This window comes from Streptomyces sp. NPDC015661 (genome assembly GCF_043077765.1).
Lineage (GTDB): Bacteria > Actinomycetota > Actinomycetes > Streptomycetales > Streptomycetaceae > Streptomyces.
The window spans coordinates 839,474-861,852 of record NZ_JBIBST010000002.1 but is presented as its reverse complement, the minus strand read 5'-3'; the positions used below and the strand labels follow the sequence as shown (position 1 = coordinate 861,852).

The 22,379-nt window shown below is 74.0% G+C and carries 22 protein-coding genes and 2 pseudogenes; 17 read left to right on the top strand and 7 right to left on the bottom strand.

All coding sequences use genetic code 11. The features are described from left to right. Positions 1 to 144: 144 nt before the first annotated feature. The 6 genes from ACF07V_RS08450 to ACF07V_RS08425 all read left to right on the top strand — a co-directional run bounded on the left by ACF07V_RS08450 (position 145) and on the right by ACF07V_RS08425 (position 6,249). A complete protein-coding gene (locus tag ACF07V_RS08450; protein WP_392152389.1) occupies positions 145 to 1,098 on the top strand; it encodes an ABC transporter substrate-binding protein in 954 nt (317 codons plus the stop codon). A gap of 63 nt (positions 1,099 to 1,161) precedes the next feature. After that, positions 1,162 to 2,469 carry an alpha/beta fold hydrolase gene (locus tag ACF07V_RS08445; RefSeq protein ID WP_392152342.1) on the top strand — a complete coding sequence of 436 codons (1,308 nt, stop codon included), beginning with the start codon at positions 1,162 to 1,164 and terminating at the stop codon, positions 2,467 to 2,469. Between the two features lie 82 nt (positions 2,470 to 2,551). Then, a complete protein-coding gene (locus ACF07V_RS08440; protein WP_392152341.1) occupies positions 2,552 to 3,697 on the top strand; it encodes a substrate-binding domain-containing protein in 1,146 nt (381 codons plus the stop codon). A gap of 234 nt (positions 3,698 to 3,931) precedes the next feature. After that, the gene (locus ACF07V_RS08435) at positions 3,932 to 4,864 is read left to right on the top strand and encodes an SIS domain-containing protein (RefSeq protein WP_392152339.1); all 933 of its coding nucleotides are present in this window, start codon (positions 3,932 to 3,934) and stop codon (positions 4,862 to 4,864) included. Then, positions 4,861 to 5,613: a PIG-L deacetylase family protein gene (locus ACF07V_RS08430; protein WP_392152337.1), complete on the top strand. Its 753-nt coding sequence runs from the start codon at positions 4,861 to 4,863 to the stop codon at positions 5,611 to 5,613. Before ACF07V_RS08435 ends, ACF07V_RS08430 begins: the two co-directional genes overlap by 4 nt. Positions 5,614 to 5,652: 39 nt before the next feature. Next, positions 5,653 to 6,249 carry a hypothetical protein gene (locus ACF07V_RS08425; protein ID WP_392152335.1) on the top strand — a complete coding sequence of 199 codons (597 nt, stop codon included), beginning with the start codon at positions 5,653 to 5,655 and terminating at the stop codon, positions 6,247 to 6,249. A 16-nt stretch (positions 6,250 to 6,265) separates the two neighbouring features. Here ACF07V_RS08425 and ACF07V_RS08420 read toward each other — a convergent pair whose 3' ends face one another. Together ACF07V_RS08420 and ACF07V_RS08415 are read right to left on the bottom strand one after the other, a co-directional pair. After that, the gene (locus tag ACF07V_RS08420) at positions 6,266 to 7,039 is read right to left on the bottom strand and encodes a VOC family protein (RefSeq protein ID WP_392152333.1); all 774 of its coding nucleotides are present in this window, start codon (positions 7,037 to 7,039) and stop codon (positions 6,266 to 6,268) included. Positions 7,040 to 7,137: 98 nt separating this feature from the next. Continuing rightward, positions 7,138 to 8,088 carry an NAD(P)/FAD-dependent oxidoreductase gene (locus ACF07V_RS08415; protein WP_392152332.1) on the bottom strand — a complete coding sequence of 317 codons (951 nt, stop codon included), beginning with the start codon at positions 8,086 to 8,088 and terminating at the stop codon, positions 7,138 to 7,140. A gap of 68 nt (positions 8,089 to 8,156) precedes the next feature. Between ACF07V_RS08415 and ACF07V_RS08410 the strand changes: the two genes are divergently transcribed. The 9 genes and pseudogenes from ACF07V_RS08410 (at position 8,157) to ACF07V_RS08370 (ending at position 15,914) form a co-directional block, all read left to right on the top strand. Next, positions 8,157 to 8,744 carry a helix-turn-helix domain-containing protein gene (locus tag ACF07V_RS08410; protein WP_392152330.1) on the top strand — a complete coding sequence of 196 codons (588 nt, stop codon included), beginning with the start codon at positions 8,157 to 8,159 and terminating at the stop codon, positions 8,742 to 8,744. A 70-nt stretch (positions 8,745 to 8,814) separates the two neighbouring features. Continuing rightward, positions 8,815 to 9,783 (top strand): NADPH:quinone oxidoreductase family protein, encoded by a 969-nt coding sequence (locus ACF07V_RS08405; RefSeq protein ID WP_392152329.1) that lies wholly within the window; start codon positions 8,815 to 8,817, stop codon positions 9,781 to 9,783. Continuing rightward, positions 9,780 to 10,961 (top strand): acyl-CoA dehydrogenase family protein, encoded by a 1,182-nt coding sequence (locus tag ACF07V_RS08400; protein ID WP_392152327.1) that lies wholly within the window; start codon positions 9,780 to 9,782, stop codon positions 10,959 to 10,961. Before ACF07V_RS08405 ends, ACF07V_RS08400 begins: the two co-directional genes overlap by 4 nt. Continuing rightward, a complete protein-coding gene (locus tag ACF07V_RS08395; protein WP_392152325.1) occupies positions 10,958 to 12,046 on the top strand; it encodes an acyl-CoA dehydrogenase family protein in 1,089 nt (362 codons plus the stop codon). Before ACF07V_RS08400 ends, ACF07V_RS08395 begins: the two co-directional genes overlap by 4 nt. Positions 12,047 to 12,387: 341 nt before the next feature. Beyond that, positions 12,388 to 12,943: pseudogene (locus ACF07V_RS08390) on the top strand (oligopeptide/dipeptide ABC transporter ATP-binding protein); the annotation flags it as partial. Further along, positions 12,936 to 13,602, top strand: a pseudogene (locus ACF07V_RS08385) (ABC transporter ATP-binding protein). The pseudogenes ACF07V_RS08390 and ACF07V_RS08385, both read left to right, overlap by 8 nt. A 113-nt stretch (positions 13,603 to 13,715) precedes the next feature. Beyond that, positions 13,716 to 13,910, top strand: coding sequence for a hypothetical protein (locus ACF07V_RS08380; RefSeq protein WP_030690730.1), 195 nt, complete (start codon positions 13,716 to 13,718; stop codon positions 13,908 to 13,910). Next, positions 13,885 to 14,226, top strand: a complete 342-nt coding sequence (locus ACF07V_RS08375) for a hypothetical protein (RefSeq protein WP_392152324.1) — start codon at positions 13,885 to 13,887, stop codon at positions 14,224 to 14,226. Before ACF07V_RS08380 ends, ACF07V_RS08375 begins: the two co-directional genes overlap by 26 nt. A gap of 98 nt (positions 14,227 to 14,324) precedes the next feature. Further along, entirely contained in the window at positions 14,325 to 15,914 is a 1,590-nt protein-coding gene (locus tag ACF07V_RS08370; protein WP_392152322.1) for a hypothetical protein, read from the top strand. 41 nt (positions 15,915 to 15,955) lie between these two features. Here ACF07V_RS08370 and ACF07V_RS08365 read toward each other — a convergent pair whose 3' ends face one another. The 4 genes from ACF07V_RS08365 to ACF07V_RS08350 form a co-directional block, all read right to left on the bottom strand. Further along, complete coding sequence (locus ACF07V_RS08365) at positions 15,956 to 16,756, bottom strand: VOC family protein (RefSeq protein ID WP_392152320.1); 801 nt, start codon at positions 16,754 to 16,756, stop codon at positions 15,956 to 15,958. 96 nt (positions 16,757 to 16,852) lie between these two features. Next, positions 16,853 to 17,353, bottom strand: coding sequence for an NUDIX hydrolase (locus tag ACF07V_RS08360; protein ID WP_392152319.1), 501 nt, complete (start codon positions 17,351 to 17,353; stop codon positions 16,853 to 16,855). A 270-nt stretch (positions 17,354 to 17,623) separates the two neighbouring features. Further along, complete coding sequence (locus ACF07V_RS08355; protein ID WP_392152318.1) at positions 17,624 to 18,574, bottom strand: universal stress protein; 951 nt, start codon at positions 18,572 to 18,574, stop codon at positions 17,624 to 17,626. A gap of 109 nt (positions 18,575 to 18,683) precedes the next feature. Beyond that, the gene (locus ACF07V_RS08350) at positions 18,684 to 19,085 is read right to left on the bottom strand and encodes a DUF5997 family protein (protein ID WP_392152317.1); all 402 of its coding nucleotides are present in this window, start codon (positions 19,083 to 19,085) and stop codon (positions 18,684 to 18,686) included. 64 nt (positions 19,086 to 19,149) lie between these two features. Here ACF07V_RS08350 and ACF07V_RS08345 point away from each other — a divergent pair, with 64 nt between their 5' ends. Both ACF07V_RS08345 and ACF07V_RS08340 read left to right on the top strand, forming a co-directional pair. Continuing rightward, positions 19,150 to 19,968 carry a LysR substrate-binding domain-containing protein gene (locus tag ACF07V_RS08345; RefSeq protein ID WP_392152315.1) on the top strand — a complete coding sequence of 273 codons (819 nt, stop codon included), beginning with the start codon at positions 19,150 to 19,152 and terminating at the stop codon, positions 19,966 to 19,968. An 89-nt stretch (positions 19,969 to 20,057) separates the two neighbouring features. Further along, positions 20,058 to 20,636: a Type-2Aa cytolytic delta-endotoxin gene (locus ACF07V_RS08340; RefSeq protein WP_392152313.1), complete on the top strand. Its 579-nt coding sequence runs from the start codon at positions 20,058 to 20,060 to the stop codon at positions 20,634 to 20,636. 61 nt (positions 20,637 to 20,697) lie between these two features. On the opposite strand, the gene ACF07V_RS08335 is transcribed toward ACF07V_RS08340, so the two are convergent. After that, positions 20,698 to 22,359: an FAD-dependent oxidoreductase gene (locus tag ACF07V_RS08335; protein ID WP_392152311.1), complete on the bottom strand. Its 1,662-nt coding sequence runs from the start codon at positions 22,357 to 22,359 to the stop codon at positions 20,698 to 20,700. Positions 22,360 to 22,379: the final 20 nt, after the last annotated feature.

Genomic DNA, 22,379 nt, shown 5'->3' with positions numbered 1-22,379 from the left:
GTGAAGGCGTTCGGCGCGGTCGACGGGGAGCGGGACGTGAAGGCGTTCGGCGCGGTCGAGGGGAAGCGGGACGTGAAGGCGTTCGGCGCGGTCGACGGGAAGCGGGACGTGAAGGCGTTCGGCGCGGTCCACGGGAAGCGGCACGTGACCCGGCCCGCCGCCCTGTGCCTCGCCCTGCTGCTCTGCGGCGCCCTCCCCGGCTGCACCGCCGGCCCGGCGCTGGAGGACCGGGACGCCGTCACCGGACAGCCGGGCGACGGACAGCGGCTGGTCGTCGGCTCGGCCGGGTTCACCGAGAGCGACCTCCTGGCCCAGATGTACGCACTGCTGCTCCAGGACGCCGGGTACCGCACCAGGATCCTCTCCGTCACCAACCGCGAGCTGTACGCGCCGGCCCTGGAGCAGGGGCAGATCGACGTCGTGCCGGAGTACGCGGCGACCTTCGCCGACTGGCTGAACGCCAAGGCCCACGGGGCGGACGCACCGACCGTCGGCTCGCCCGACCTGCCCAGGACCATGACGGCCCTCCGCGCCCTAGCGGGACCGCGCGGGCTCACGGTCCTCGACCCCGGCCGCGCCGTCGACCAGAACGCCTTCGCCGTCACCGCCGCCTACGCGGCCGAGCACCGCCTGAAGACCCTCAGCGACCTCGGCGCCGCCCGGCTGCCCATCCGCCTCGCGGCCGGCGACGAGTGCGTCCGGCGGCCCTACTGCGCCCCCGGCCTGAAGGAGGTCTACGGCATCGACGTGACGGCCGTCGACCCCAAGGGCGTCGGCACCACCCAGGCCAAACAGGCCGTGCAGAGCGGCCAGGACCAGCTGGTCCTCACCACGACCACCGACGCCACGCTCGACGCGTTCGGGCTCGTGCTGCTCGACGACGACAAGCACCTGCAGAACGCCGACTTCATCGTCCCCGTCGTCAACCGCGCCCGCGCCGGGAACGAGCGCGTCACCCGCGCGCTCGCCCGCCTCAACACGGTCCTCACCACCGCCGACCTCGCGCACCTCAACGAACAGGTCGACAGCTGGCGGCGGCTCCCGGAGGACGTGGCACGCAACCACCTCACGGAGAAGGGACTCCTCCCACGCCGATGAACCCCGCACTCCGTGTGATCCACTGTCCTCGCGGGGGCGTACCGAACAGGAGCAGGAGCAGCGTTGACCACCTACCGCCAGCCGGGCCTCGTCCTCACCGACCACCGGTTCCCCGTCCCCCTCGACCACGCCCGCCCCGACGGCGAGCGCATCGAGGTCTTCGGCCGTGAGGTCGTCGCGAGCGACAAGGACCGGTCGGGCCGCGAGCAGCTCCCCTGGCTGGTCTACCTGGAGGGCGGGCCCGGGTTCGGCGCCCGCCGTTTCATCGGCCCGCAGGCCTGGCTCGGCCGCGCCGTGCAGGAGTTCCGCGTCCTCCTCCTCGACCAGCGCGGCACCGGCCGCTCCACCCCTGCCAACCGCCAGACCCTGCCGCTGCGCGGAGGCCCGGCCGAGCAGGCCGCGTACCTGGCGCACTTCCGCGCCGACTCCATCGTCGGGGACTGCGAGCTGATCCGCCGCCGGCTCACCGGCGGCGCCCCCTGGACCGTCCTGGGCCAGAGCTTCGGCGGCTTCTGCGCCACCCACTACCTCAGCACCGCCCCCGAGGGCCTGGAGCGGGTCCTCGTCACCGGCGGCCTGCCCTCCCTGGACGCCACCGCCGACGAGGTCTACCGCGCCGCGTACCCCCGCATCCGGCGCAAGAACGAGGCCCACTTCGCCCGCTACCCGCAGGACGCCGAACGGGCCCGCGCGATCGCCGCCCACCTCCTCGACCACGAGGTCACCCTCCCCGGCGGCGGCCTCCTGACCGCCGAGGCCTTCCAGTCCCTCGGCATCCTCCTCGGCTCCGGCGACGGCACCCACCAGCTGCATCTGCTCCTGGAGGGCGCCTTCGTGCCCACCCCGGGCGGTCCCGCCCTCGCCGACGCCTTCCTCGAGCAGGTCCAGGCCCATCTCTCGTACGCCGGACACCCGCTGTACGCCGTCCTCCACGAGGCCATCTACGCCCAGGGGCAGGGCCCCACCGACTGGGCCGCCGAACGGGTCCGCGCCGGGCACCCCGAGTTCGACGCCCGCACGGCGCTCGCCGAGGGCGCGCCCCTGCTCTTCACCGGCGAGACCGTCCACCCCTGGCACTTCACCACCGACCCCGCCCTGCGCCCGCTCCGCGAGACCGCCGAACTGCTCGCCGCGCGCGCCGACTGGGCCCCGCTGTACGACCCCGAGCGGCTCGCCGCCAACGAGGTCCCGGTGGCGGCCGCCGTCTACCAGGACGACATGTACGTCGACACCGCGCACTCCCTGGAAACCGCGCGCTCCGTGCGCGGACTGCGGACCTGGGTGACCGACGAGTTCGAGCACGACGGGGTACGGGCCGGCGGACCGCGCGTCCTCGACCGACTGCTCTCCCTCTCCCGAAACGAGATCTGAGGGCACACGTCATAGGATTCGGCGCGCAATCGATCAGCAATGACCCCGGGGCATGGACCCCGGCCTGCGCGAAGGGGCCCGGATGGCGGCACGCGAGACCCCGGCCTCCGGCCGGGAGCTGAAGTTCCGGGCCCTCATGGCCGAGCTGCGGCGCGGCATCCTCGACGGCACCTGGCCCCCCGGCAGCAAGCTCCCCACCGAGCGCGCCCTCGCCACCGAGACGGGCCTGTCCGTCACCACCGTCCGCCGCGCCTACGAGGACCTCGTCGCCCTCGGCCTCGTCGAGCGCCGCCAGGGCGCGGGGACCTTCTCCGCCCACCGGCCCGAGAACGACCGGGCCGACCGGCGGATCGTCGGCGTCCTCGTCCCCGACACCACCTACTACTACCCGCGCGTCCTCCAGGGCATCGAGCGGGAACTCGCGGCGGCCGGCGCCCGGCTCGTCCTCGCCTGCTCGCAGTACGACCCCGCCGAGGAGGACGCCGCCGTCGAGCGGCTCCTCTCCGCCGGGGTCCACGGCCTCCTCCTCGTCCCCAGCCTGCACACCGCCACCGACCCGGGACGGCGCGCCGAGGAGCTCCTCGCCCTGCCCGTCCCCGCCGTCCTCGTCGAACGCCGGCTGGCCGCCCACGGCCCCGGCGACCCCACCGAGCACGTCTGCACCGACCACGAGGGCGGCGCCTACGACGCCGTCCGCCACCTGCGGGCCCTCGGGCACGAACGGCTCGGGCTCGTCGCCCGCACCGACGCGCCGACCACGGCTCCCATCGAGTCCGGCTTCGCCCGCGCCCTCACCGACCTCGGACTGCCCGCCGCTCCGCCGCACGAGCGGGACGTGAGGGACCGCTGGGACCCGGACCGGGCCGACCGGGCGCTCGCCGCGCTGCGCGCCGCCGGCGTCACCGCAGCGCTCTGCTTCGGCGACCGGGAGGCCGCCCTGATGCTCGGAGCGGCCCGCCGCGCCGGGCTGCGGGTGCCCGAGGACCTCGCCCTGATCAGCTACGACAACGAGTTCGCCGATGTCGCGGAGACCCCGCTGACGGCCGTCTCGCCCCCCAAGTACCAGCTGGGCCGTCTCGCCGGGCAGATCCTGCTGCGGCGGCTCGCCGAGGGGGACGCGGCACCGCTCCACCAGGTGCAGCTGAGACCGCGCCTGGTCGTCCGCGCCTCCTGCGGCGGACGGGCGCAGGGCGAGGCGACGGGGAGAGCGGCGAAGGGAGAGGTGTGACGGGAGTGCCGTGACGGGAGTGCCGTGACGGGGGAGTCGTGACGGGAGAGCCGTGACGGGAGTGCCGTGACGGGGGAGTCGTGACGGGAGAGCTGTGACGGGGGAGCCGTGACAGGGGCAGCCGCGCAAAAGTCCAAGCGGTGAGTACGGATTGCTCATGGTGTGCTCTGGTCGCGCACGGATACAACTCGGTCCGGACCCGTGAAGGGCCCCTGTGAGGAGAGGACCCGGACCATGAGCACCCACGTCAGCGCGGAGATCGCCGGCCAGCCCGACTGCTGGCGCCGCGCCGCCGAGATCGCCGACCGCGACTCCGGTCTGCTGCCGGCCCGCGGCGAGCGCGTCGCGGTCGTCGGCTGCGGCACCTCGTACTTCATCGCCCGCGCCTACGCCGCCCTCCGGGAGTCCCTCGGCGCGGGCGAGACCGACGCGTTCCCCGCCTCCGACACGACCCCGCTCGGCCGCGGCTACGACCGGATCGTCGCCCTCACCCGCTCCGGCACCACCACGGAGGTCGTGGACCTGCTGGCCCGCGCCGCCGGCCGCGTCCCGACGCTCGTCGTCACCGGCGTCCCCGACAGCCCCGCCGGACGGCTCGCCGACCGGATCGTGGACCTCGGCTTCGCCGACGAACGCTCGGTCGTCCAGACCCGGTTCGCCACCACGGCCCTCCAACTCCTGCGCGCCGGACTCGGGGTGGACCTCGGACCGGCGATCGCCGACGCCGAACTCGTCCTGTACGAGCAGCTGCCCGCCGCCTGGGAGCGGCGCGGCCAGTTCACCTTCCTCGGCACCGGCTGGACCGTCGGCCTCGCCGACGAGGCGGCGCTCAAGCTGCGCGAAGTGGCCCGCGCCTGGACGGAGTCGTACGCGGCGATGGAGTACCGGCACGGCCCGATCAGCATCAGCGACCGGGCGAGCCTGGTCTGCTGCCTGGGCCCCGCCCCCTCCGGGCTCCGGGAAGAAGTGGAGTCCACGGGCGCCCTGTTCGCCGCCGACGCGATCGACCCGGTCGCGGCGCTGGTCCGCGCGCAGCGGCTCGCGGTCGCCCTCGCGGGCCGGCGCGGCCTCAACCCCGACCGCCCGCGCCACATCTCACGCTCGGTCATCCTCGCCGGAGCCTTCCGCCCGACGGTGTCGGAGGCGACCCGTATCCTGCGCTCATGATCGAGACGGATGCCCAGGACCTCCTGGAGATGCCCGGCGACTGGACGCGCGCGCTCGCCGTCGTCGCCCACCCCGACGACCTGGAGTACGGCTGCGCGGCGGCCGTCGCCGCCTGGACGGACGCGGGGAAGGAGGTCACGTACGTCCTCGCGACCCGCGGCGAGGCCGGCATCGACACCCTCGCCCCCGACGTCTGCGGGCCGCTGCGCGAGCGGGAGCAGCGGGACAGCGCCGCCGTCGTCGGCGTCGGGACCGTCGAGTTCCTCGACCACCGCGACGGCGTGATCGAGTACGGGCTCGGGCTTCGCCGTGACATCGCGGCCGCGATCCGCCGCCACCGTCCGGAACTCGTGATCACCCTCAACCACCGCGACACCTGGGGCGGGGGGCCGGGCGCCCCCTGGAACACCCCGGACCACCTGGCCGTCGGCCGGGCCACCCTCGACGCGGCCGCCGACGCCGGAAACCGCTGGATCTTCCCCGAACTGACCGAGCAGGGCCTGGAGCCCTGGAACGGCGTCCGCTGGGTCGCCGTCGCCGCCTCCAGCACCCCGACCCACGCGATCGACGCGACCCCGGGCCTGGACCGCGCGATCCGCTCCCTCCTCTGCCACCGTGCCTACATCGAGGCCCTGACGGACGAGGACCCGGAGAAGTACGTCCGCGACTTCCTGACCACGGCGACGGCCCGCGCCTCGGGCCGCTTCGGCGGCCGTCCGGCGGTGACGTTCGAACTCTTCGGCCGCTGAGGTCGGTCGGGGCGGTCCTTGTTCCACGGGGGTGGGTGGATGGCGCACAACGGTTCGCGGCAGACGGCCGGGACGACGGCCGACGAGCGGGAGCGGCTGATCCGCCGAAGGACGGTGCGGGGCGCGGTCGGCGGCGGGATCGGCGGAGTGGTGGCGCCGGTGATCTTGACGGCCGCCTATGTCCCGCACGGGGCGGTGAAGTTGCTCCTGGAGTCCGCGTGGTCCTGGTGGCTGGGCGGATGCGCCCTGCTGGCCCTCGGCGTCCTCGGCACCTGGGGCGGCATGCGGAGCGGCCGGGTGACCGGCGTCCGCGAGGTGGCGCTCGCACCGGGCGAGACCGTGCTGAGCACGTACGACGTCCGTCCTCCCGTGGTGGACGGACGTCCGAGCAGGCCGACGGACACCGGCCGTTTCGCGCTGCGCGTGACCAACCGGGGTCTTCAGTTGTGGGACGGGGCCGACCGGCTCTGGAGCCATCCCTGGTCCGAGGTCCTGCTGACGGAGGCCGAGGGCAGCCTGCTCCTCGTCCGGCACGCGGACCGGACGATCGCGGAGCTGCTGCCCATACCCGAGACCATCGGCTGCTGGGACGCCCTGTTGCTCGGCGCTCAGCGGCTGCGCGCGCGCAGCCACTGAGGCGAGGGGCGGCGGATCAGGCCCTCGGGTTCGGCTTCATCACCGCGAAGACCGCGCCGAACGGGTCGGCGAGCCAGGCGATGCGGCCCACGTCGGGGACGTCGGCGGCGGGCATGACGACCGAGCCGCCGCCGCCCTGGGCCGTGCGGCTGACCGCGTCGGGGTCCTCCACCGTGAAGTAGGGGATCCAGGAGGGCGCCATCCCTTCCTGGAGCTCGGCCGCGCCTCCGAAGGAGGCGTCCTCCTGGTCGCCCTCGGCGGTGGAGATCACCCGGTAGGTCATGCCGGGCGCGTCCATCAGCGACCAGCGCCAGTCGAAGAGGGTCCGGTAGAAGCCGAGGGTGGACTCCGGGTCGGGGACGTGCAGTTCGGCCCAGAGGAGGGTGTTGGTGGCGGAGGTGCGGTCCAGGCCCTTCACCTTCCCCGGCTGCCAGACGGCGAACTCGGCGCCGGCCGGGTCCGTGAGGCAGGCCATGCGGCCCGCGTCCATGACGTCGAAGGCATCGACGCGCACGGTGCCGCCCGCCTGCTTGGCGGCCTCCTGGGTCGCGTCCGCGTCCGGGGTCTGGAAGTACACCGTCCAGGCGCTCTTCGCGCCCTCGTCGAGCGGCCCCAGGGCGCCGACCGTGTCGCCGTCCTGCTGGAAGAAGCCGTAGCCTCCGGCGTCCGGGCCCGCCGACCGGAAGTCCCAGCCGAAGACGGCGCCGTAGAACGCGGCGGCGGCTTCGGTGTCGGGGCTGCCGAGGTCGATCCAGTTGGGGGAGCCCTTGGTGAACTGCGTACCGAGCATGGGTGGTGTCCCGTCCTTGCGTCGTCCGTGGCCGAATGTGGTCACCATGGCCGATCGTCACCCGCCGGCCCGCGCGGCGCAGCCCCAAACGGCCTCTTTCATCCGGCCGGCCGACGGGCCGCCGCTTCCAGATCCGCGAACAGCAACTCGTTGCTGATCGTCACGCCCGCCCGGTAGCCCCGGCTCACCGCGTTGACGACCTGCTCCTGCGGGCCCGTGACGTTCCCGGCCGCCCATACGCCGGGCACACTCGTCCGGCCCGTCTCGTCGACCGCGACGAACTCCCCGAACGGGCTCTCGCGCAGCTCCGCGCCCAGCTCCCTCAGTACCCCGTCCCGTGCCGCGAGACGCCGCGCCCCGACGAAGACCACCGAACGCGGGACGATCCGTCCGTCGGTGAGCCGGACGCCGGTCAGCCGGTCGTCCTCGACGGCGAGCCCGGCGATCTCGCCGGCCACGACCTCGACCCCGGCCGCGTCGAGCAGGGCCGCGTCCCGGGCGGACAGCTCGCCCGCCGTGTGCAGGAACAGCATGACGTCCTTGGACCATCGCGAGACCATCAGCGCCTGGTGCGCGGGCATCGTGGGGTGCGCGATCACACCGAAGGGCAGGTCGCGGACCTCCCAGCCGTGGCAGTACGGGCAGTGCACCACGTCCCGGCCCCAGCGCTCGGCCACCCCGTCGATCTCCGGCAGCTCGTCGACGAGTCCGGTCGTCACCACGAGGCGTCGGGCACGCACGCGCGTGCCGTCCGCCAGGGACGCGAGGAAGCCGTCGCCGTCCGGTGTCGCGCCGGTGACCCGGCCGTCCCGGACGCCCACACCGTACGTGGCGAGCTCGCGCCGGCCGGCCGCCAGGTAGTCGGCGGGGCTCATCCCGTCGCGGGAGAGGACCCCGTGCATGTGGGCCGCCGGCGCGTTGCGGGGCTCGCCCGCGTCGACGACCAGGGTGCGCAGCCGCGAGCGGCCCATGATCAGCGCCGCGCTGAGCCCGGCGGCGCCGCCCCCGATCACCAGCGCGTCGTACGTTTCGTCCGTCTGTGCGTTCATGTGCTGAAGCATCGGCCGGATCCAGTCACACCTGCAAAGAACCTTGCCGTTTCTGCAACACTGGACCTATGACCGAAGACGACCGCATCGACGCCGTCCTGACGGAGGTCGGCCCCCGGCTCCGCCGTGTCCGCCGCGACCGCGGGGTGACCCTCGCCGAGCTCTCCGTCGCGACCGGCATCTCCGTGAGCACCCTCTCCCGGCTGGAGTCCGGGCAGCGCAAGCCCAGCCTCGAACTGCTCCTGCCGCTCGCCCGCGCCCATCAGGTGCCCCTCGACGAGCTGGTCGGCGCCCCGCCGGTGGGTGATCCCCGGGTGAAGGCGAAGCCCATCGTGCGCCACGGCCGGACGATGTACCCGCTGACCCGGCAGCCGGGCGGGCTCCAGGCGTACAAGGTGATCCAGGAGAAGGCGCACGAGTCCCCGGAGCCCCGGGTGCACGAGGGGTACGAGTGGCTGTACGTGCTCTCCGGGAAGCTCCGGCTCGTCCTGGGCGAGCACGACGTCGTGCTCGCCGCCGGCGAGGCCGCCGAGTTCGACACGCGCGTCCCGCACTGGTTCGGACCGGCCGGGGACGGGCCGGTGGAGTTCCTGAGCCTGTTCGGCCCGCAGGGGGAGCGGATGCACGTACGGGCACGCCCCAAGAAGTCCGGCTGAGCCGGTTCCGCAAGGAGCAAGCGACCGCTTAGTATGCCACCGACCGCTCGGTACGGAGGAGGCATTCCGGATGCAGGCATGGCGTGTGTACGAGAACGGCGAACCGGGCGCGGTGATGCGCCGCGAGGAGGTGGAACCGCCCACCCCCGGCGAAGGCCAGGTCCTCCTCCGGGTCCGCGCCGCGAACGTCAACTTCCCCGACGCGCTGCTCTGCCGCGGCCACTACCAGGTGCGGCCCCCGCTGCCCTTCACCCCGGGCGTCGAGGTCTGCGCCGAGACCGAGGACGGGCGCCGGGTCATCACCACCGCAGCCCTCCCGCACGGCGGCTTCGCCGAGTACACCCTCGCCGACGCGGCCGGGCTCCTGCCCGCGCCCGACGCGCTCGACGACGCCGAGGCCGCCGCGCTGCACATCGGCTACCAGACCGGCTGGTTCGGCCTGCACCGCCGCGCCGCCCTGAAGGAGGGCGAGACCCTGCTCGTCCACGCGGCGGCCGGCGGCGTCGGCAGCGCCGCCGTCCAGCTCGGCAAGGCCGCCGGCGCCACCGTCATCGGCGTCGTGGGCGGCCCGGAGAAGGCGGCCGTCGCCCGCGCCCTCGGCTGCGACCTGGTGATCGACCGCCGCTCCGAGGACGTCGTCGCCGCCGTCAAGGCCGCCACCGGCGGCCGGGGCGCCGACGTGATCTACGACCCGGTCGGCGGCGAGGCCTACCAGCAGTCCGCCAAGTGCGTCGCCTTCGAGGGCCGGATCGTGATCGTCGGCTTCGCGAGCGGCACCGTCCCCGCCCCCGCCCTCAACCACGCCCTGGTGAAGAACTACTCGGTCCTCGGCCTCCACTGGGGCCTGTACGCGGCGAAGGACCCGGCCTCGATCGGCCGCTGCCACGAGACCCTGACCGCCTACGCGGCGAAGGGCCTCATCAAGCCCCTCATCGGCGAGCGCGTCCCCTTCGCGGGCGCGGCCGACGCCGTCCAGCGCGTTGCCGACGGCACCACCACCGGTCGCCTGGTCGTCCTTCCGGAAGGAGTCCACGCATGACCGACGCCGAGGAACTCCGCTCCCGCACCCGGCAGTTGCTCGCGGAGCATCCGCCCGCCACGACCGACCGCACCGACTTCCTGAAGGCCCGCTTCGACGCCGGACTCGCCTGGGTGCACTACCCCGTGGGCCTCGGCGGACTCGACGCGCCCCGCGCGCTCCAGGCCGTCGTCGACGCCGAACTCGCCGCCGCGGGCGCCCCCGACAACGACCCGCGCCGGATCGGCATCGGCCTCGGCATGGCCGCCCCCACCCTCCTCGCGTACGGCTCCAACGAGGTCAAGTCCCGCTTCCTGCGGCCCCTCTGGGTCGGCGAGGAGGTCTGGTGCCAGCTCTTCAGCGAGCCCGGGGCGGGCTCCGACCTCGCCGCCCTCGGCACCCGCGCCGTCCGTGACGGCGAGGACTGGGTGATCGACGGGCAGAAGGTGTGGACCTCCAGCGCCCACATCGCGCGCTGGGCCATCCTCATCGCCCGCACCGACCCGGACGCGCCGAAGCACCGGGGCATCACCTACTTCGTCTGCGACATGACCGACCCCGGCGTCGAGGTCCGGCCGCTGCGCCAGATCACCGGCGAGGCCGAGTTCAACGAGGTCTTCCTCACCGGAGTCCGCATCCCCGACGCCCACCGCCTCGGCGAGGTCGGCGACGGCTGGCGGGTCGCCCAGACCACCCTCATGAACGAGCGGGTCTCCATCGGCGGCGCCCGCATCCCCCGCGAGGGCGGCATGATCGGAAAGCTCGCCACGACCTGGCGCGAGCGCCCCGAGCTGCGCACGCACGAGCTGCACCGCCGCCTCCTCGACCTCTGGGTCGACGCCGAGGTCGCCCGGCTCACCGGCGAGCGCCTCCGCCAGCAGCTCGTCGCCGGACAGCCCGGCCCCGAGGGCAGCGCGATGAAGCTCGGCTTCGCCCGGCTCAACCAGGCCATCAGCGGCCTGGAGGTCGAACTCCTCGGCGACGAGGGCCTGTTGTACGGGGAGTGGGAGATGCGCCGCCCCGAACTCGTCGACTTCACCGGCCGCGACGCCGGCTACCGCTACCTGCGCTCCAAGGGCAACTCGATCGAGGGCGGGACCAGCGAGGTGCTCCTCAACATCGTCGCCGAGCGGGTCCTCGGCCTGCCCCCGGAGCCCCGCAACGACAAGGACGTCGCCTGGAAGGATCTGGCCCGATGACAGCGCAGACCGATCTGCTGTACTCCGAGACCGAGGACGACCTGCGGGCGGCGGTCCGCGCCCTGCTCGCCGACCGGGCCGGCCACCAGATCCTGCTGGACCGGATCGAGACGGACGACCCGTACGTCCCCGGCCTCTGGAAGTCCCTCGCGGGCGACATCGGCACCGCCGGACTCCTCGTCCCCGAGAAGCTCGGCGGCCAGGGCGCGAGCCACCGCGAGGCCGCCGTGGTCCTGGAGGAGCTGGGCCGCGCGGTGACCCCGCTGCCGTACCTCACGAGCGCGGTGGTGGCCACGGAGACGCTGCTCGGCCTGGCGGGGGAGGGTGAGGGCCCGGCGGTCGAGCTCCTGGCGGAGCTCGCGAGCGGCCGGACGGTCGCGGTGCTCGCCGTGCCCCTGTCGACCGCACCGGACGCGGAACCGCTGCCCGCCCCCACGGTGGCGGGCGTCGCCGACGCCGTCGCGGCCGACGTCCTCCTCGTCCCGCGCGCCGACGGCCTGTACGCCGTTCCGGCCGGAGAGGCGGCGGTCGAGCCGCAGACCCCGCTCGACCTCACCCGTCCGCCGGCCCGCGTCACCCCACGGCCCGGGAGCGGCACCCGCCTCGCCGGTGCGGACGAGGCCCGCGCGGCCGTCCGGCGAGGCCTACTCGCCGGGGCCGGACTGCTCGCCTCCGAGCAGCTCGGTCTCGCCGAGTGGTGCCTGGAGGAGACGGTCCGTCACACCCGCGAGCGCCACCAGTTCAACCGGCCCGTCGGCTCCTTCCAGGCCCTGAAGCACCGCATGGCCCAGCTCTGGCTGGACGTCGTCGGGGCCAGGGCCGCGGCCCGCGCCGCCGCCGACGCCCTCGCCACCGGCAGCCCGGACGCGGCGCTCACCGTGGCGGTCGCCCAGGCCTACTGCTCGAAGGTCGCCGTCCGCGCAGCGGAGGAGTGCGTGCAGCTGCACGGCGGCATCGGGATGACCTGGGAGCACCCGGCGCACCTGGCGCTGAAGCGGGCCAAGTCGGACCAGATCGCGCTCGGTTCGGCGGGCCGGCACCAGGACGCGATCGCCGCGCTGATGGACCTTCCGGCGCCACGGTAATGGGCCGCCGTGTCCGCACCCTCCAGGGGTGCGGACACGTTGCCGCCCGATCCGTTCGCCCCGCGACCGCCGCGACGCTCACGCGGGCGCTCACCCTCGCGACCGCGGCCTGCCCGAAGCCCGGCTCCCCCGCGGGCGGCTCCGGCGGAGCCTAGGATTCCGTGGTCGTCGGCATCGCCTACGAGCCCGAGACCTCGCACGGCCACGCTGACCCGATCAGCCCACGACACCACAAGCCCGCCACACGATCGAGCTAACCGAATCCACCACCGGGTCGCGGGCGACACCGCCGTCCGCCGCGCGCTCGACCTCGCCGTCGACCGGCGGCACGACGCGGGCGCCGCAAGGTGGCCGAGGACGCCGCCGACCGGGCCGCGTTCCCCGCCGGACACCTCGACCGGTACCCGCACGAACTCTCCGGCGGCTCCGCCCAGCGCGCCGCCACCGCCCTCGCCCTCATCGGCGACGCCCGGCTGCTGCTCGCCGACGAACCCACCACCGGCCTCGACCGCGACCTCGTCGACCACACCGTCGACGCGCTGCGCCGCCACACCGACGACGGCCGCGCCCTGCTCCTCATCACCCACGACCTGGCCGCCGCCGCACGCGTCGCCGACCGCGTCGCCGTCATGTACGCGGGCCGGATCGTCGAAATCGCCCCCGCCCACCGCTTCTTCGGCCCCACCGGGCCCCGCCACCCCTACGCCCGCGGCCTCCTCGCCGCCCTGCCCGACCGGGCCTTCACCCCGATCCCCGGCATGCCGCCCGAGCTGTCCGCCCTGCCCGAGGGCTGCGACCTTCGCCCCGCGCTGCCCCCGAGCCACCACCCGCTGCGCCACCCGCCCCGAAGCCACGGCCGGCGTGGCCTGCCGCCACCCGGAGCAGCCCCGTGCTTGAACTCGACTCCGTCACCGCCGGATACGAGCGCCGCAGCCCCGTCTTCCGGGACGCCTCCCTCACCCTCGCACCCGGCGAGTCCGTCGGCCTGCTCGGCCCCAGCGGCTGCGGCAAATCCACCCTCGCCCGGGTCGCCGCCCTCCTGCACCGCCCCGACGCGGGCCGGCTCGTCCTCGACGGCACCGAGGTACGGGACCGGCGGCACCGCGCCCCGCGCGAGCAGCGCACCGCCGTCGGTGTCGTCTTCCAGCAGCCCCGCGCCGCCGCCGACCCCCGGCTCCCCCTCACCGAACTGATCGCCGAACCCCTGCGCGCCACCGGCCGCCGCGACGAGGCCGCCGAACGGGTCGCCGCCCTCGCCCCGGCCGTCGGCCTCACCCCCGACCTCCTCGGCCGCCGCCCCCCACGAGGTCAGCGACGGCCAGCTCCAACGGGCCTGCCTGGCCCGCGCCCTGACGCTGCGTCCCCGCTGGCTGATCTGCGACGAGATGACCGCCATGCTCGACGCCTCCACCACCGCGGCCCTCGTCGCCGCCGTCGAGACCTACCGCGCCGAGACCGGCGCAGGCCTCCTCGCCGTCGGCCACGACCGCGTCCTGCTGAACCGCTGGTGCGAACGTACGGTCGAATGGAAGGACTGCCTGGCCACCGTGCCCTGACCGGATCTCACCCGAATGGCCGCCCCGCCATACGCCCGGACGGACCGCGCATTCCGCCACACTGTCCGCCGAACGCCGCAATTCCGGTGCGGCGACGGAGGGACGTGAGAACGATGGCCGTTTCCATTTCTGTCGTGGTGCTGCTCCTGGTGCTGGCCGTGATCTTCCTGCGGAACGGCGGCCTGAAGGTCACCCACGCCCTCGTCTGCGCCCTGCTCGGCTTCTTCCTCGCCGGCACCAGCATGGCGCCCACCATCCACAACGGCGTCGCCGCCACCGCCAATGTGGTCTCCAGCCTCAGGCCCTGACCGCCCCGCCGGGGGTTCGGACAACCGAACCCCCGATCCGGGGGAGAGCGCGATCGCCCCGCCCCGGCGAGGCCTGCCGGGACTCGCCGCGACCTCGCCCGCCCCGGTCACCCGCCGTCTCGACCTCGCCGTACGCCCCCACGAGGCGATCGAGCGGGCCATCTACTCCTGCGCCCCCGAGCCGCTCACCGACATGCCGGCGCAGCGCGTCCACGAACTCGGAGGTGCGGGCCACGCGTTCCTTGAGGAGGTGGCCCACGCCGGTCGCCCCACCATGATCGGCCCCGGTCAGGGGCGTCTTTCGGTCCGCTCGTGAACGGCGCATGAAAGCGGGGGCAGTTCCATGTACTTCTCATCCGCTCCCGCCTACCGTCAGCCGCTGGCGCGCACATGTCAGGACCATGAGGAGCTGTTGTGACCACCCCACCGCCCCGCAGACGAGCACGCGCGTTCGCGCTGATCACCGCGCTCGCGGCGACCCTCCTGGCGGGCTCCGCGCCCGTTGCCCAGGCCGAGGAGATACCCCTCGCCCCCGGCTTCCGCCTCGTCGACCATTACGAGGGCGCCCCCGCCATCGCGCGGCCCGTGCCCGGCAAGGGCCCCGCACAGCACCCGTACCTCGCCCCCAACGGCCGCAGCGGCATGCACGCGGACGGCGCGGGCAGCGGCACCTACCCCTGGTCCGGGCCGCTCGGGCGCGACCCGCGGGTCACCAGCGAGAAGATCGCCGCCGTCGGCGGCGAGTGCGCCACCGTCACCTTCGACGCCGGCGGTCGCCTCGTCACCGTCTGCGGCACCTTCAGCGGCTTCCTCCTGAAGCTGCTCGACCCGCGCACCCTGGCCACCCTCGCCGAGTACAAGCTGCCGCAGCGCTCCTCCACCGTCGAGGCCATCACCCGCCTCGACTTCGAGAAGATCTTCAAGGACACCTCCGGCGGCGCCTACTTCTACCTCGACGACCAGGACCGGGTCGTCCTCGCCGACTCCCGGCAGCACGTCCTGCGCATCGCCCACCGTCAGAAGGCCGACGGAGCCTGGGAGTTCACCGTCGAGAACGACTGGGACCTCACCTCGCTCGTCCCGCACGACTGCGTCAGCTGGACCAACCTCTTCCCCAGCGGCGTCTGTGACCCCGTCACCTCCGTCATGCCGGACTGGGACGGCCGCATCTGGTGGGTGACCCGCCTCGGCCGCGTCGGCACCGTCGACCCCGCGACGGGCGCCCTGCGCGTGGTCCGGCTCGACGGCGAGGAGATCCAGAACTCCTTCTCCGTCGCCGAGGACGGCGTCTCCATCGTCACCGACCACGCGCTGTACAGCTTCCGCGCCGACGCCGACGGCGTCCCGCGGGTCCGGTGGCGCGAGACGTACGACCGGGGGACCGGCACCAAGCCCGGCTCGGTGAACCAGGGTTCGGGCACCACCCCCGACCTCTTCGGCACCGAGGACCAGTACGTCGCCATCACCGACAACGCCGACGACCGCATGAACGTCCTCGTCTACCGCCGGGGTGACGGCGTGCCCGCCGCCGAGCGGCTCGTCTGCAAGGTGCCGGTCTTCGGCTCCGGCGCCTCCACCACCGACAACTCCCTGATCAGCTGGGGCAACAGCCTCGTCGTCGAGAACAACTACGGCTACGAGAACCCGAGTACGCTCCTCCTCGGCCGCAGCGTCGTCGGCGGCGCGACCCGGATCGACGTCCGCGCCGACGGCAGCGGCTGCGACACCGTCTGGGAGAGCGACGTCCGCTCGCCCTCCACGGTCCCGAAGCTCTCCACCGCCAACGGACTGCTCTACTTCTACGAGAAGCGCCCCAACTTCTGGGGCATCGACGCCTGGTACCTCACGGCCGTCGACTTCCGCACCGGACAGCGCGCCTTCTCGCGGTTCACCGGCACCGGTCTGTCCTACGACAACAACTGGGCGCCGATCACCATCGGCCCCGACGGCACCGCCTACGTGGGCGTCTTCAACGGCATCGTGGCCGTCCGCGACAGCGCCTGACGCACGGCGGCGCGGCGCCCCGTGGCGCCGCGCCGCACCGCTCACTCGAACTCGGGCATGTCCCCGACGGTCGTCCTCTCGTCGATCACCGCGAAGGCGGCGCCCTGCGGATCCACGATCGCCGCGAACCGGCCGAAGGGGCTGTCCATCGGACCGAACACCTTCCGCCCGCCGAGCGCCTCGGCCCGCTCGACCGCCTTGTCGCAGTTGTCGACCGCGAAGTAGATCTGGATGTACGAGGGGATCTCCGCCGGAAAGTCCTCGTCCGACATCACCATCCGCCCGAGCACCGGCCGGGGACCGCCCAGATCGAAGACCCGGTAGTCCATGTGCTCGTCCTTGATCTTCTTGGAACCGAAGCCGAAGACCTCGGTGAAGAAGGCGTCGGCCTTCGCCGGCTCCCGGGTGAAGACCTCGGCCCAGGCGTACGCACCGGGCTCGCCCTCCCGCTCGAAGCCCTCGTGCGCACCGGCCTGCCAGACACCGAACGTGACGCCCGAGGGATCCTGCGCGAGACACATGGAGCCGAAGTCGCCGACCTGCATCGGCTCCATCAGGACGGTGCCGCCCGCGCCCCGGATCTTCTCCGCCGTCGCCGCGACGTCCGGCGAGGCGAAGTACAGACACCAGGCCGACTGCGGCTCCCCGTCCTGCCCCGGCATCGGCGGCACGACGGCGGCGACCGCCTTCCCGTTCCTGTACGCCTGCGTGTAGTTGCCGAATTCCGAGGAGGACTCGCCGAAGGTCCAGCCGAGCACATCGCCGTAGAACGTCTTCGCGCCCTCGACGTCGGTGAACATCGCGTCGGTCCAGACCGGCGTGCCTTCAGGTCGTGCGGCCATGACGGTGACTCCCACTTCCGATTCGATGACGTGTTCTCTGGCCACGCTAGCCACGCTCGGCGGGGCCCGCGCGGTGACGCACCGCAGGTCCCGGTCTCAGCCGGGAAGCCGGCCCAGGGTGTAGCGGTGGAAGGGGCCGTCCGGGATCGGGAGCCCGGGCCGCCACAGCCGCAGCACCTGCGCCGAGGGCAGGAACATGGCCTCCGGCAGCCGGTCCGGGTCCGTCCATTCCCAGCGCTCGATCTTCTCCGGCTCGGCCACGGCGGGCACGCCCCGGAAGCCGCGCACGGCCGTGGCCGCCGTCATCCGGGTCAGCCGCGCCGAGGTCACGGTGTCCATGAGCAGCCCGAGGACCTCCACGTCGGCGGCGTCCGCGAGGAGCGTCGTCTCCTCGGCCAGCTCGCGCACCGCCGCCTCCTCGATCGACTCGCCCGGCTCGACCATGCCGCCCGGCAGCTCCCACACCCCGGAGCGGTCCAGGCCCATGAGGACCCGGCCGGCCCCGTCGGTCACCACGACCCCCGCTCCGAGCGAGGCGCCGGCGGACGGCGGCCGGACATTGCGGCGGGCGGTGGCGGCGTGATCTGCGGTCGTCATGGGCCCTGTGTACCAGGCGCCACTGACAACGCGGGCCTAGGGAATCCCCGCGTAACAAAAATGAAGAAACCTCTTGAAACGGGTGAAAAAGGGAGGACACTCGTTCTTACACCGGACAACCGGAGAGAGCCGCACCCGCCGACGGAGACGTCCGAAGGCCCGCGTGACCCTGATCTCGGCTCTGGCCAGGCCCCCGGCGGGGCCGGTCGGGCACGGAGCCGTCGGCGACGGCCGACGACCGCGCGAACCGACACGGACCGTCGGGGACTGTCATGTCCGGGGCCGGGTCTCCGCGGGCGGCACCACCGCCACCGGACAGTGCGCGTGATGCAGCACCGCGTGGGCGACGGAACCGATGAGCAGCGCTCCCAAGCGGTGCCGGTGATGCCGCCCCACCACCACCAGGCCCGCCTCCAGCGAACTTTCCACGAGCCGGCCCGCCGCGTCCCCCGGCACCACCACCGGGACCAGCTCCACCCCCGGCCACCGCGCCGCGAACGGCCGCAGCCGCTCGTCCTGCTCCCGCCCCGCCTCCGCCACGAGGTCCTCCGCGTCCTCCGCGAGCGGCAGCGGCGGCGGCACCTGGAGCGCGGGCGAAGGAGCCGCGAGGAGCGCGCCCTGCGGCGGCGGCAGCCGGAGCGCGGTCACCGCCTCCAGCGGTACGCCCCGGTGGTGGGCCGCCTCGAAGGCGAACTCCAGTACCTCGTCCGAGGTCTCCTCCGGGTGCAGCCCGAGCAGCACCCGGCCGGCCTCCGCCCCGTCCTGGAGCGCGGCAGTACGCGCCTCGTGGGGCACGACGACCAGCGGGCAGGGCGCCGTCAGGGCCAGGGTCCGGCTGGTCGAGCCGAGGAGCAGGCTGGCGAAGCCGCCGTGCCCCCGGGAGCCGGTCACCAGCAGCCGTGCGCCGCGCGCCGCCTCCGGCAGGGCGTCCGTCACGGACCCGTCCAGCGACTCGTACCGCACCGGAACGCGGTGCCCCCGCTCCTCGACCACCGTCCGTACGGCCCGCGTGACCGTGTCGGGAAGCTCCGGCGTCTTCCCCAGGGAGGCGATACGGGCGGCGCCCAGCTGGAGGGCCTCCGAGCGCACATGGGCCACCACCAGCGGCGCGCCGAGACCCTCCGCGGCGCTCAGCGCCCACTCAAGGGCCCGGAGACTGTGCTCCGACCCGTCCACGCCGACGACGACCGGCGGCTCGTACGCGGTGCTGGTGTCACTCATGACGGAATGACTCCCGCGCGCGGACGGACGCCACGCCGGTCGCCCGGAGAAACGCCACGCCGGCCGGGTCCGCAGTGCTGCGGACCCGACCGGCGTGGTGCGGGGAAGGTCAGGCGCCCTGCTGCTGCCGGCGCGCCCGCTCCTCGTTGCGCTCCTTGATGCGGACGGTCTCCTTGCGGACCTCCGCCTGGGTGGCCTGCTCCTTCTTGAGCCACTCCGGGGACTCCTCCCGGAGCGCCTGGATCTGCTCGGTGGTCAGCGGCTCGGTGACACCACCGCGCGCGAGACCGGCGATGGAGACGCCCAGCCGCGCCGCGACCACCGGGCGGGGGTGCGGACCGTTCTTGCGCAGCTCCTGGAGCCAGGCGGGCGGGTTGGCCTGGAGCTCGTTCAGCTCGGTGCGCGAGACGACACCCTCCTGGAACTCTGCGGGGGTGGCCTCGAGGTACACACCCAGCTTCTTCGCCGCGGTCGCGGGCTTCATCGTCTGGGTGTTCTGGTGCGACGTCATGGTGTCAAGGGTATCGAGCATGCGGCCGAGCTCCGACCACACCGGCTACCGGTAACCTGGCGGGGTGACAGGCTCGGACGCTTCCCCCTCAGAATCCCCTTCGGATTCCCCTTCTTCCTTCCGGCTCGCCTACGTGCCGGGAGCGACACCCGCGAAGTGGGTGAGGATCTGGAACGAGCGCCTGCCCGACGTGCCCCTGACCCTCCACGCCGTGACCCCGGCCGAGGCCTTCGCCGTGCTCCGGGAGGGCACCGCCGACGCCGGTCTCGTCCGGCTTCCCGTCGACCGGGACGACCTCAGCGCGATCCCGCTCTACACGGAGACGACGGTCGTCGTGATCCCCAAGGACCACCTGTTCGCGGCGGTCGAGGAGGTCTCCGCGGAGGACCTCGCCGAGGAGCTCGTCCTGCACCCGCTCGACGACACCCTGGGCTGGGAGCAGCCGCCCGGCCGCCCCGCGATGGAGCGTCCGGCGACGACCGCCGACGCGATCGAGCTGGTCGCCGCGGGCGTCGGCGTGCTCGCCGTCCCGCAGTCGCTGGCCCGGCTGCACCACCGCAAGGACCTCACGTACCGGACCCTCGTCGGCGTCCCGCAGTCGCGGGTGGCCCTGTCGTGGCTGGCGGCGGACGAGGCGCCGGACCTGGTGGAGGAGTTCATCGGCATCGTCCGCGGCCGCACCGTGAACAGCACCAGGGGCCGCCGGGCCGAGGAGAAGAAGGGCCAGAAGCAGCCGCGGGAGCAGAAGCCGGCGCGGGCGGCGAAGCCCCGTGCCGGAGGGAAGCCGGCCGGCGGGTCCCGTACCGGTGGGAAGCCCGCCGCCTCCCGCAAGGGCGGCGCCGGCTCCGGCCGGAGCGGGAAGCCGCGCCGCGGCCGCGGCTGAACCGTCCGCACGGCGGACGCCCCGCGCCCGGCCCCCGGCGCCTCGGCATACTGACCCCTCCTGATCACCGAGATCATCAAGGAGGAGCTTTGGCCGCCAGTTTCAGGACCGTCGTCGAGGTGGGACCCGACCACCTCGAACAGGCCCGGTCCATCGACCGGGTGTTCCAGGAGGCGATCGCCCCGGCGACCGTCAACTTCGACTTCGAGGCGATCCACCGGGCGGCCTCGGCCGTCCCGGACAGCGACGTGGTGAAGATGGTCCGGGGCTGGGGGCTCCAGGAGCACGCCCCCGTCCTCGTCATGGTCCTCTCCCTCAAGGAGGCCGTCCGCCAGGCGCTGCCGCAGGAGTGCGCGGAGGCCGGCTTCTGGGCCACGGTCGAGCGGGAGCTCGTCCAGGCCTTCACCGGGCTCGCCGCGCAGGAGGGGCAGCCCGGACTCTCCTTCTACGAGGAGTCCGGGGACCGCACCCGCTTCTACCGGGACCTGTTCTTCGCCCTCCAGGACGAGGAGACCGGGGACCACATGTACGCCCTGGCCTTCTGCATCGATGTCACCGTCGAGCTGCCGAAGGACCGGACCGTCGCGCTCGAACTGACCGACATCGTGCCCTTCGCGGTGCGGCTCAACGCGATCGTGGTCCGTCAGGCCCTGAGCGTCTCGGTCTGACCGTACGGACCGACCCGTACCGGCCCGCCGTCCCGGGCCGGATCCCAGCACCGGAAGGGACTCAGCCCGGCAGGCGCAGCCGCCTGCCCCGCGCCGCCGCGACGAGCTCCGGCACCGTGGCGAGCTTGACCCGCGGACGCCCCGCGTCCCGGCCCCGCGCCCGCTCCGCCCGGTCGATGGAGGCCAGTCCGCGCGCGTCGACGAGCCCCCGTCCGCTCCGGCTCCGCGCGAGCCGCCGGAACTCCTGGGACGTGCCCGTCGGCTGCGGCAGCGCCCCGGCGACCGCGTCCGCGAGCAGCGTCCCGACCGTCTCCTCCGCGCACGCCCGGTTGGCCCCGATGCCCCCGGAGGGCCCGCGCTTGATCCAGCCCACGACATAGCTGCCTGCCAGCCCCGCCACCCGGCCCGCCTCGTGCGGCACGGTGCCGGTCGTCTCGTCGAACGGCAGCCCCGCGAGCGGCACTCCGCGGTAGCCGATGGCCCGGACGAGCAGCCCCGCCGCGATCTCCGTGCCCGGCCCCGAACCGTCCTCGGTCACCCGGACCGCGCGCACGCGGCCGTCGCCCAGGGCCTCGACCGGGGCGGAGTGGAACCGCAGCACGATCCGGCGCCGGTCCTGCCCGGGCGCCCGCGTCCAGTCCACCGACTCCCGGGCCACGCCCCGCAGGAGCCCGGCCTTCGTCCCCGGCCCGGCCGCGTCGATCGCCGCGCCGGTGCGCGGATCCCGGTCGTCGACGACGAGGTCGACGCCGGACAGGTGCTTGAGGGCGAGCAGTTCGGAGGTGGTGTACGCAGCGTCCTCGGGTCCGCGGCGGCCGAGCAGCACCACCTCGCGGACCCGCGCGTCGCGCAGGGCGGCGAGCGCGTGGTCGGCGATGTCCGTACGGGCCAGGGAATCGGGGTCCGAGACGAGGACGCGGGCCACGTCGAGCGCCACGTTGCCGTTGCCGACCACGACGACCCGCTCGGCGGGGAGCCGCACGGCGTCCGCGCCGGTCTCCGGGTGCGCGTTGTACCAGGAGACGACGGAGGTCGCCGAGACGCTGCCCGGCAGGTCCTCGCCGGGGATGCCGAGCCGTCGGTCGGAGGGCGCGCCCACCGCGTAGACCACCGCGTCGTGGTGCGCGGCGAGTTCCTCGGGGGTGACGTCCCGGCCGATCTCGACGCCGAGCCGCATGCGGACCCGTGGGTGGGCGTGGAAGCGGGCGAAGGTCTCCCCGGCGCCCTTGGTCGCCGGGTGGTCCGGTGCCACGCCGTACCGGACGAGGCCGCCGGCGACCGGCAGCCGGTCGATCAGCGTCACCTCCGCGTTGGTGTGCAGGAGGAGGTCCTCGGCGGCGTACATGCCGGCCGGGCCCGTGCCGACGACCGCCACGCGGATCGGGGCGAAGTCGGCGGGGATCGAGCGGTCGAAGACCGGCTCGCCCCAGGGGTGGAAGGTCGGCGAGGCGAGGACCGGCGCGGGCTCGCGGTTCGCGTAGTAGGCGGCGTTGATCCCCTCGTACTCCCGCAGCCGCGCGGTGAGCCGGTCGGCCGGGAAGATCGCGTCGACGGGGCAGGCGTCGGCGCAGGCCCCGCAGTCGATGCAGCTCCGCGGGTCGATGTACAGCATCTCCGTGGTGCCGAAGTCGGGTTCGTCCGGCGTCGGGTGGATGCAGTTGACCGGGCAGACGGCGACACAGGTGGCGTCGTTGCAGCAGGTCTGGGTGATGGCGTAGGTCATGTCGTCGGCTCAGCTCGGAT

What these genes read in the sequence shown, in the direction of transcription:
- ACF07V_RS08440 (WP_392152341.1), top strand. Translation starts at nt 2,552, where the DNA reads ATGGCGGCACGCGAGACCCCGGCCTCCGGCCGGGAGCTGAAGTTCCGG.
- ACF07V_RS08435 (WP_392152339.1), top strand. Translation starts at nt 3,932, where the DNA reads ATGAGCACCCACGTCAGCGCGGAGATCGCCGGCCAGCCCGACTGCTGG.
- ACF07V_RS08430 (WP_392152337.1), top strand. Translation starts at nt 4,861, where the DNA reads ATGATCGAGACGGATGCCCAGGACCTCCTGGAGATGCCCGGCGACTGG.
- ACF07V_RS08425 (WP_392152335.1), top strand. Translation starts at nt 5,653, where the DNA reads ATGGCGCACAACGGTTCGCGGCAGACGGCCGGGACGACGGCCGACGAG.
- ACF07V_RS08420 (WP_392152333.1), bottom strand. Translation starts at nt 7,039, where the DNA reads ATGCTCGGTACGCAGTTCACCAAGGGCTCCCCCAACTGGATCGACCTC.
- ACF07V_RS08415 (WP_392152332.1), bottom strand. Translation starts at nt 8,088, where the DNA reads ATGAACGCACAGACGGACGAAACGTACGACGCGCTGGTGATCGGGGGC.
- ACF07V_RS08410 (WP_392152330.1), top strand. Translation starts at nt 8,157, where the DNA reads ATGACCGAAGACGACCGCATCGACGCCGTCCTGACGGAGGTCGGCCCC.
- ACF07V_RS08405 (WP_392152329.1), top strand. Translation starts at nt 8,815, where the DNA reads ATGCAGGCATGGCGTGTGTACGAGAACGGCGAACCGGGCGCGGTGATG.
- ACF07V_RS08400 (WP_392152327.1), top strand. Translation starts at nt 9,780, where the DNA reads ATGACCGACGCCGAGGAACTCCGCTCCCGCACCCGGCAGTTGCTCGCG.
- ACF07V_RS08395 (WP_392152325.1), top strand. Translation starts at nt 10,958, where the DNA reads ATGACAGCGCAGACCGATCTGCTGTACTCCGAGACCGAGGACGACCTG.
- ACF07V_RS08380 (WP_030690730.1), top strand. Translation starts at nt 13,716, where the DNA reads ATGGCCGTTTCCATTTCTGTCGTGGTGCTGCTCCTGGTGCTGGCCGTG.
- ACF07V_RS08375 (WP_392152324.1), top strand. Translation starts at nt 13,885, where the DNA reads ATGTGGTCTCCAGCCTCAGGCCCTGACCGCCCCGCCGGGGGTTCGGAC.
- ACF07V_RS08365 (WP_392152320.1), bottom strand. Translation starts at nt 16,756, where the DNA reads ATGGCCGCACGACCTGAAGGCACGCCGGTCTGGACCGACGCGATGTTC.
- ACF07V_RS08360 (WP_392152319.1), bottom strand. Translation starts at nt 17,353, where the DNA reads ATGACGACCGCAGATCACGCCGCCACCGCCCGCCGCAATGTCCGGCCG.
- ACF07V_RS08355 (WP_392152318.1), bottom strand. Translation starts at nt 18,574, where the DNA reads ATGAGTGACACCAGCACCGCGTACGAGCCGCCGGTCGTCGTCGGCGTG.
- ACF07V_RS08350 (WP_392152317.1), bottom strand. Translation starts at nt 19,085, where the DNA reads ATGACGTCGCACCAGAACACCCAGACGATGAAGCCCGCGACCGCGGCG.
- ACF07V_RS08335 (WP_392152311.1), bottom strand. Translation starts at nt 22,359, where the DNA reads ATGACCTACGCCATCACCCAGACCTGCTGCAACGACGCCACCTGTGTC.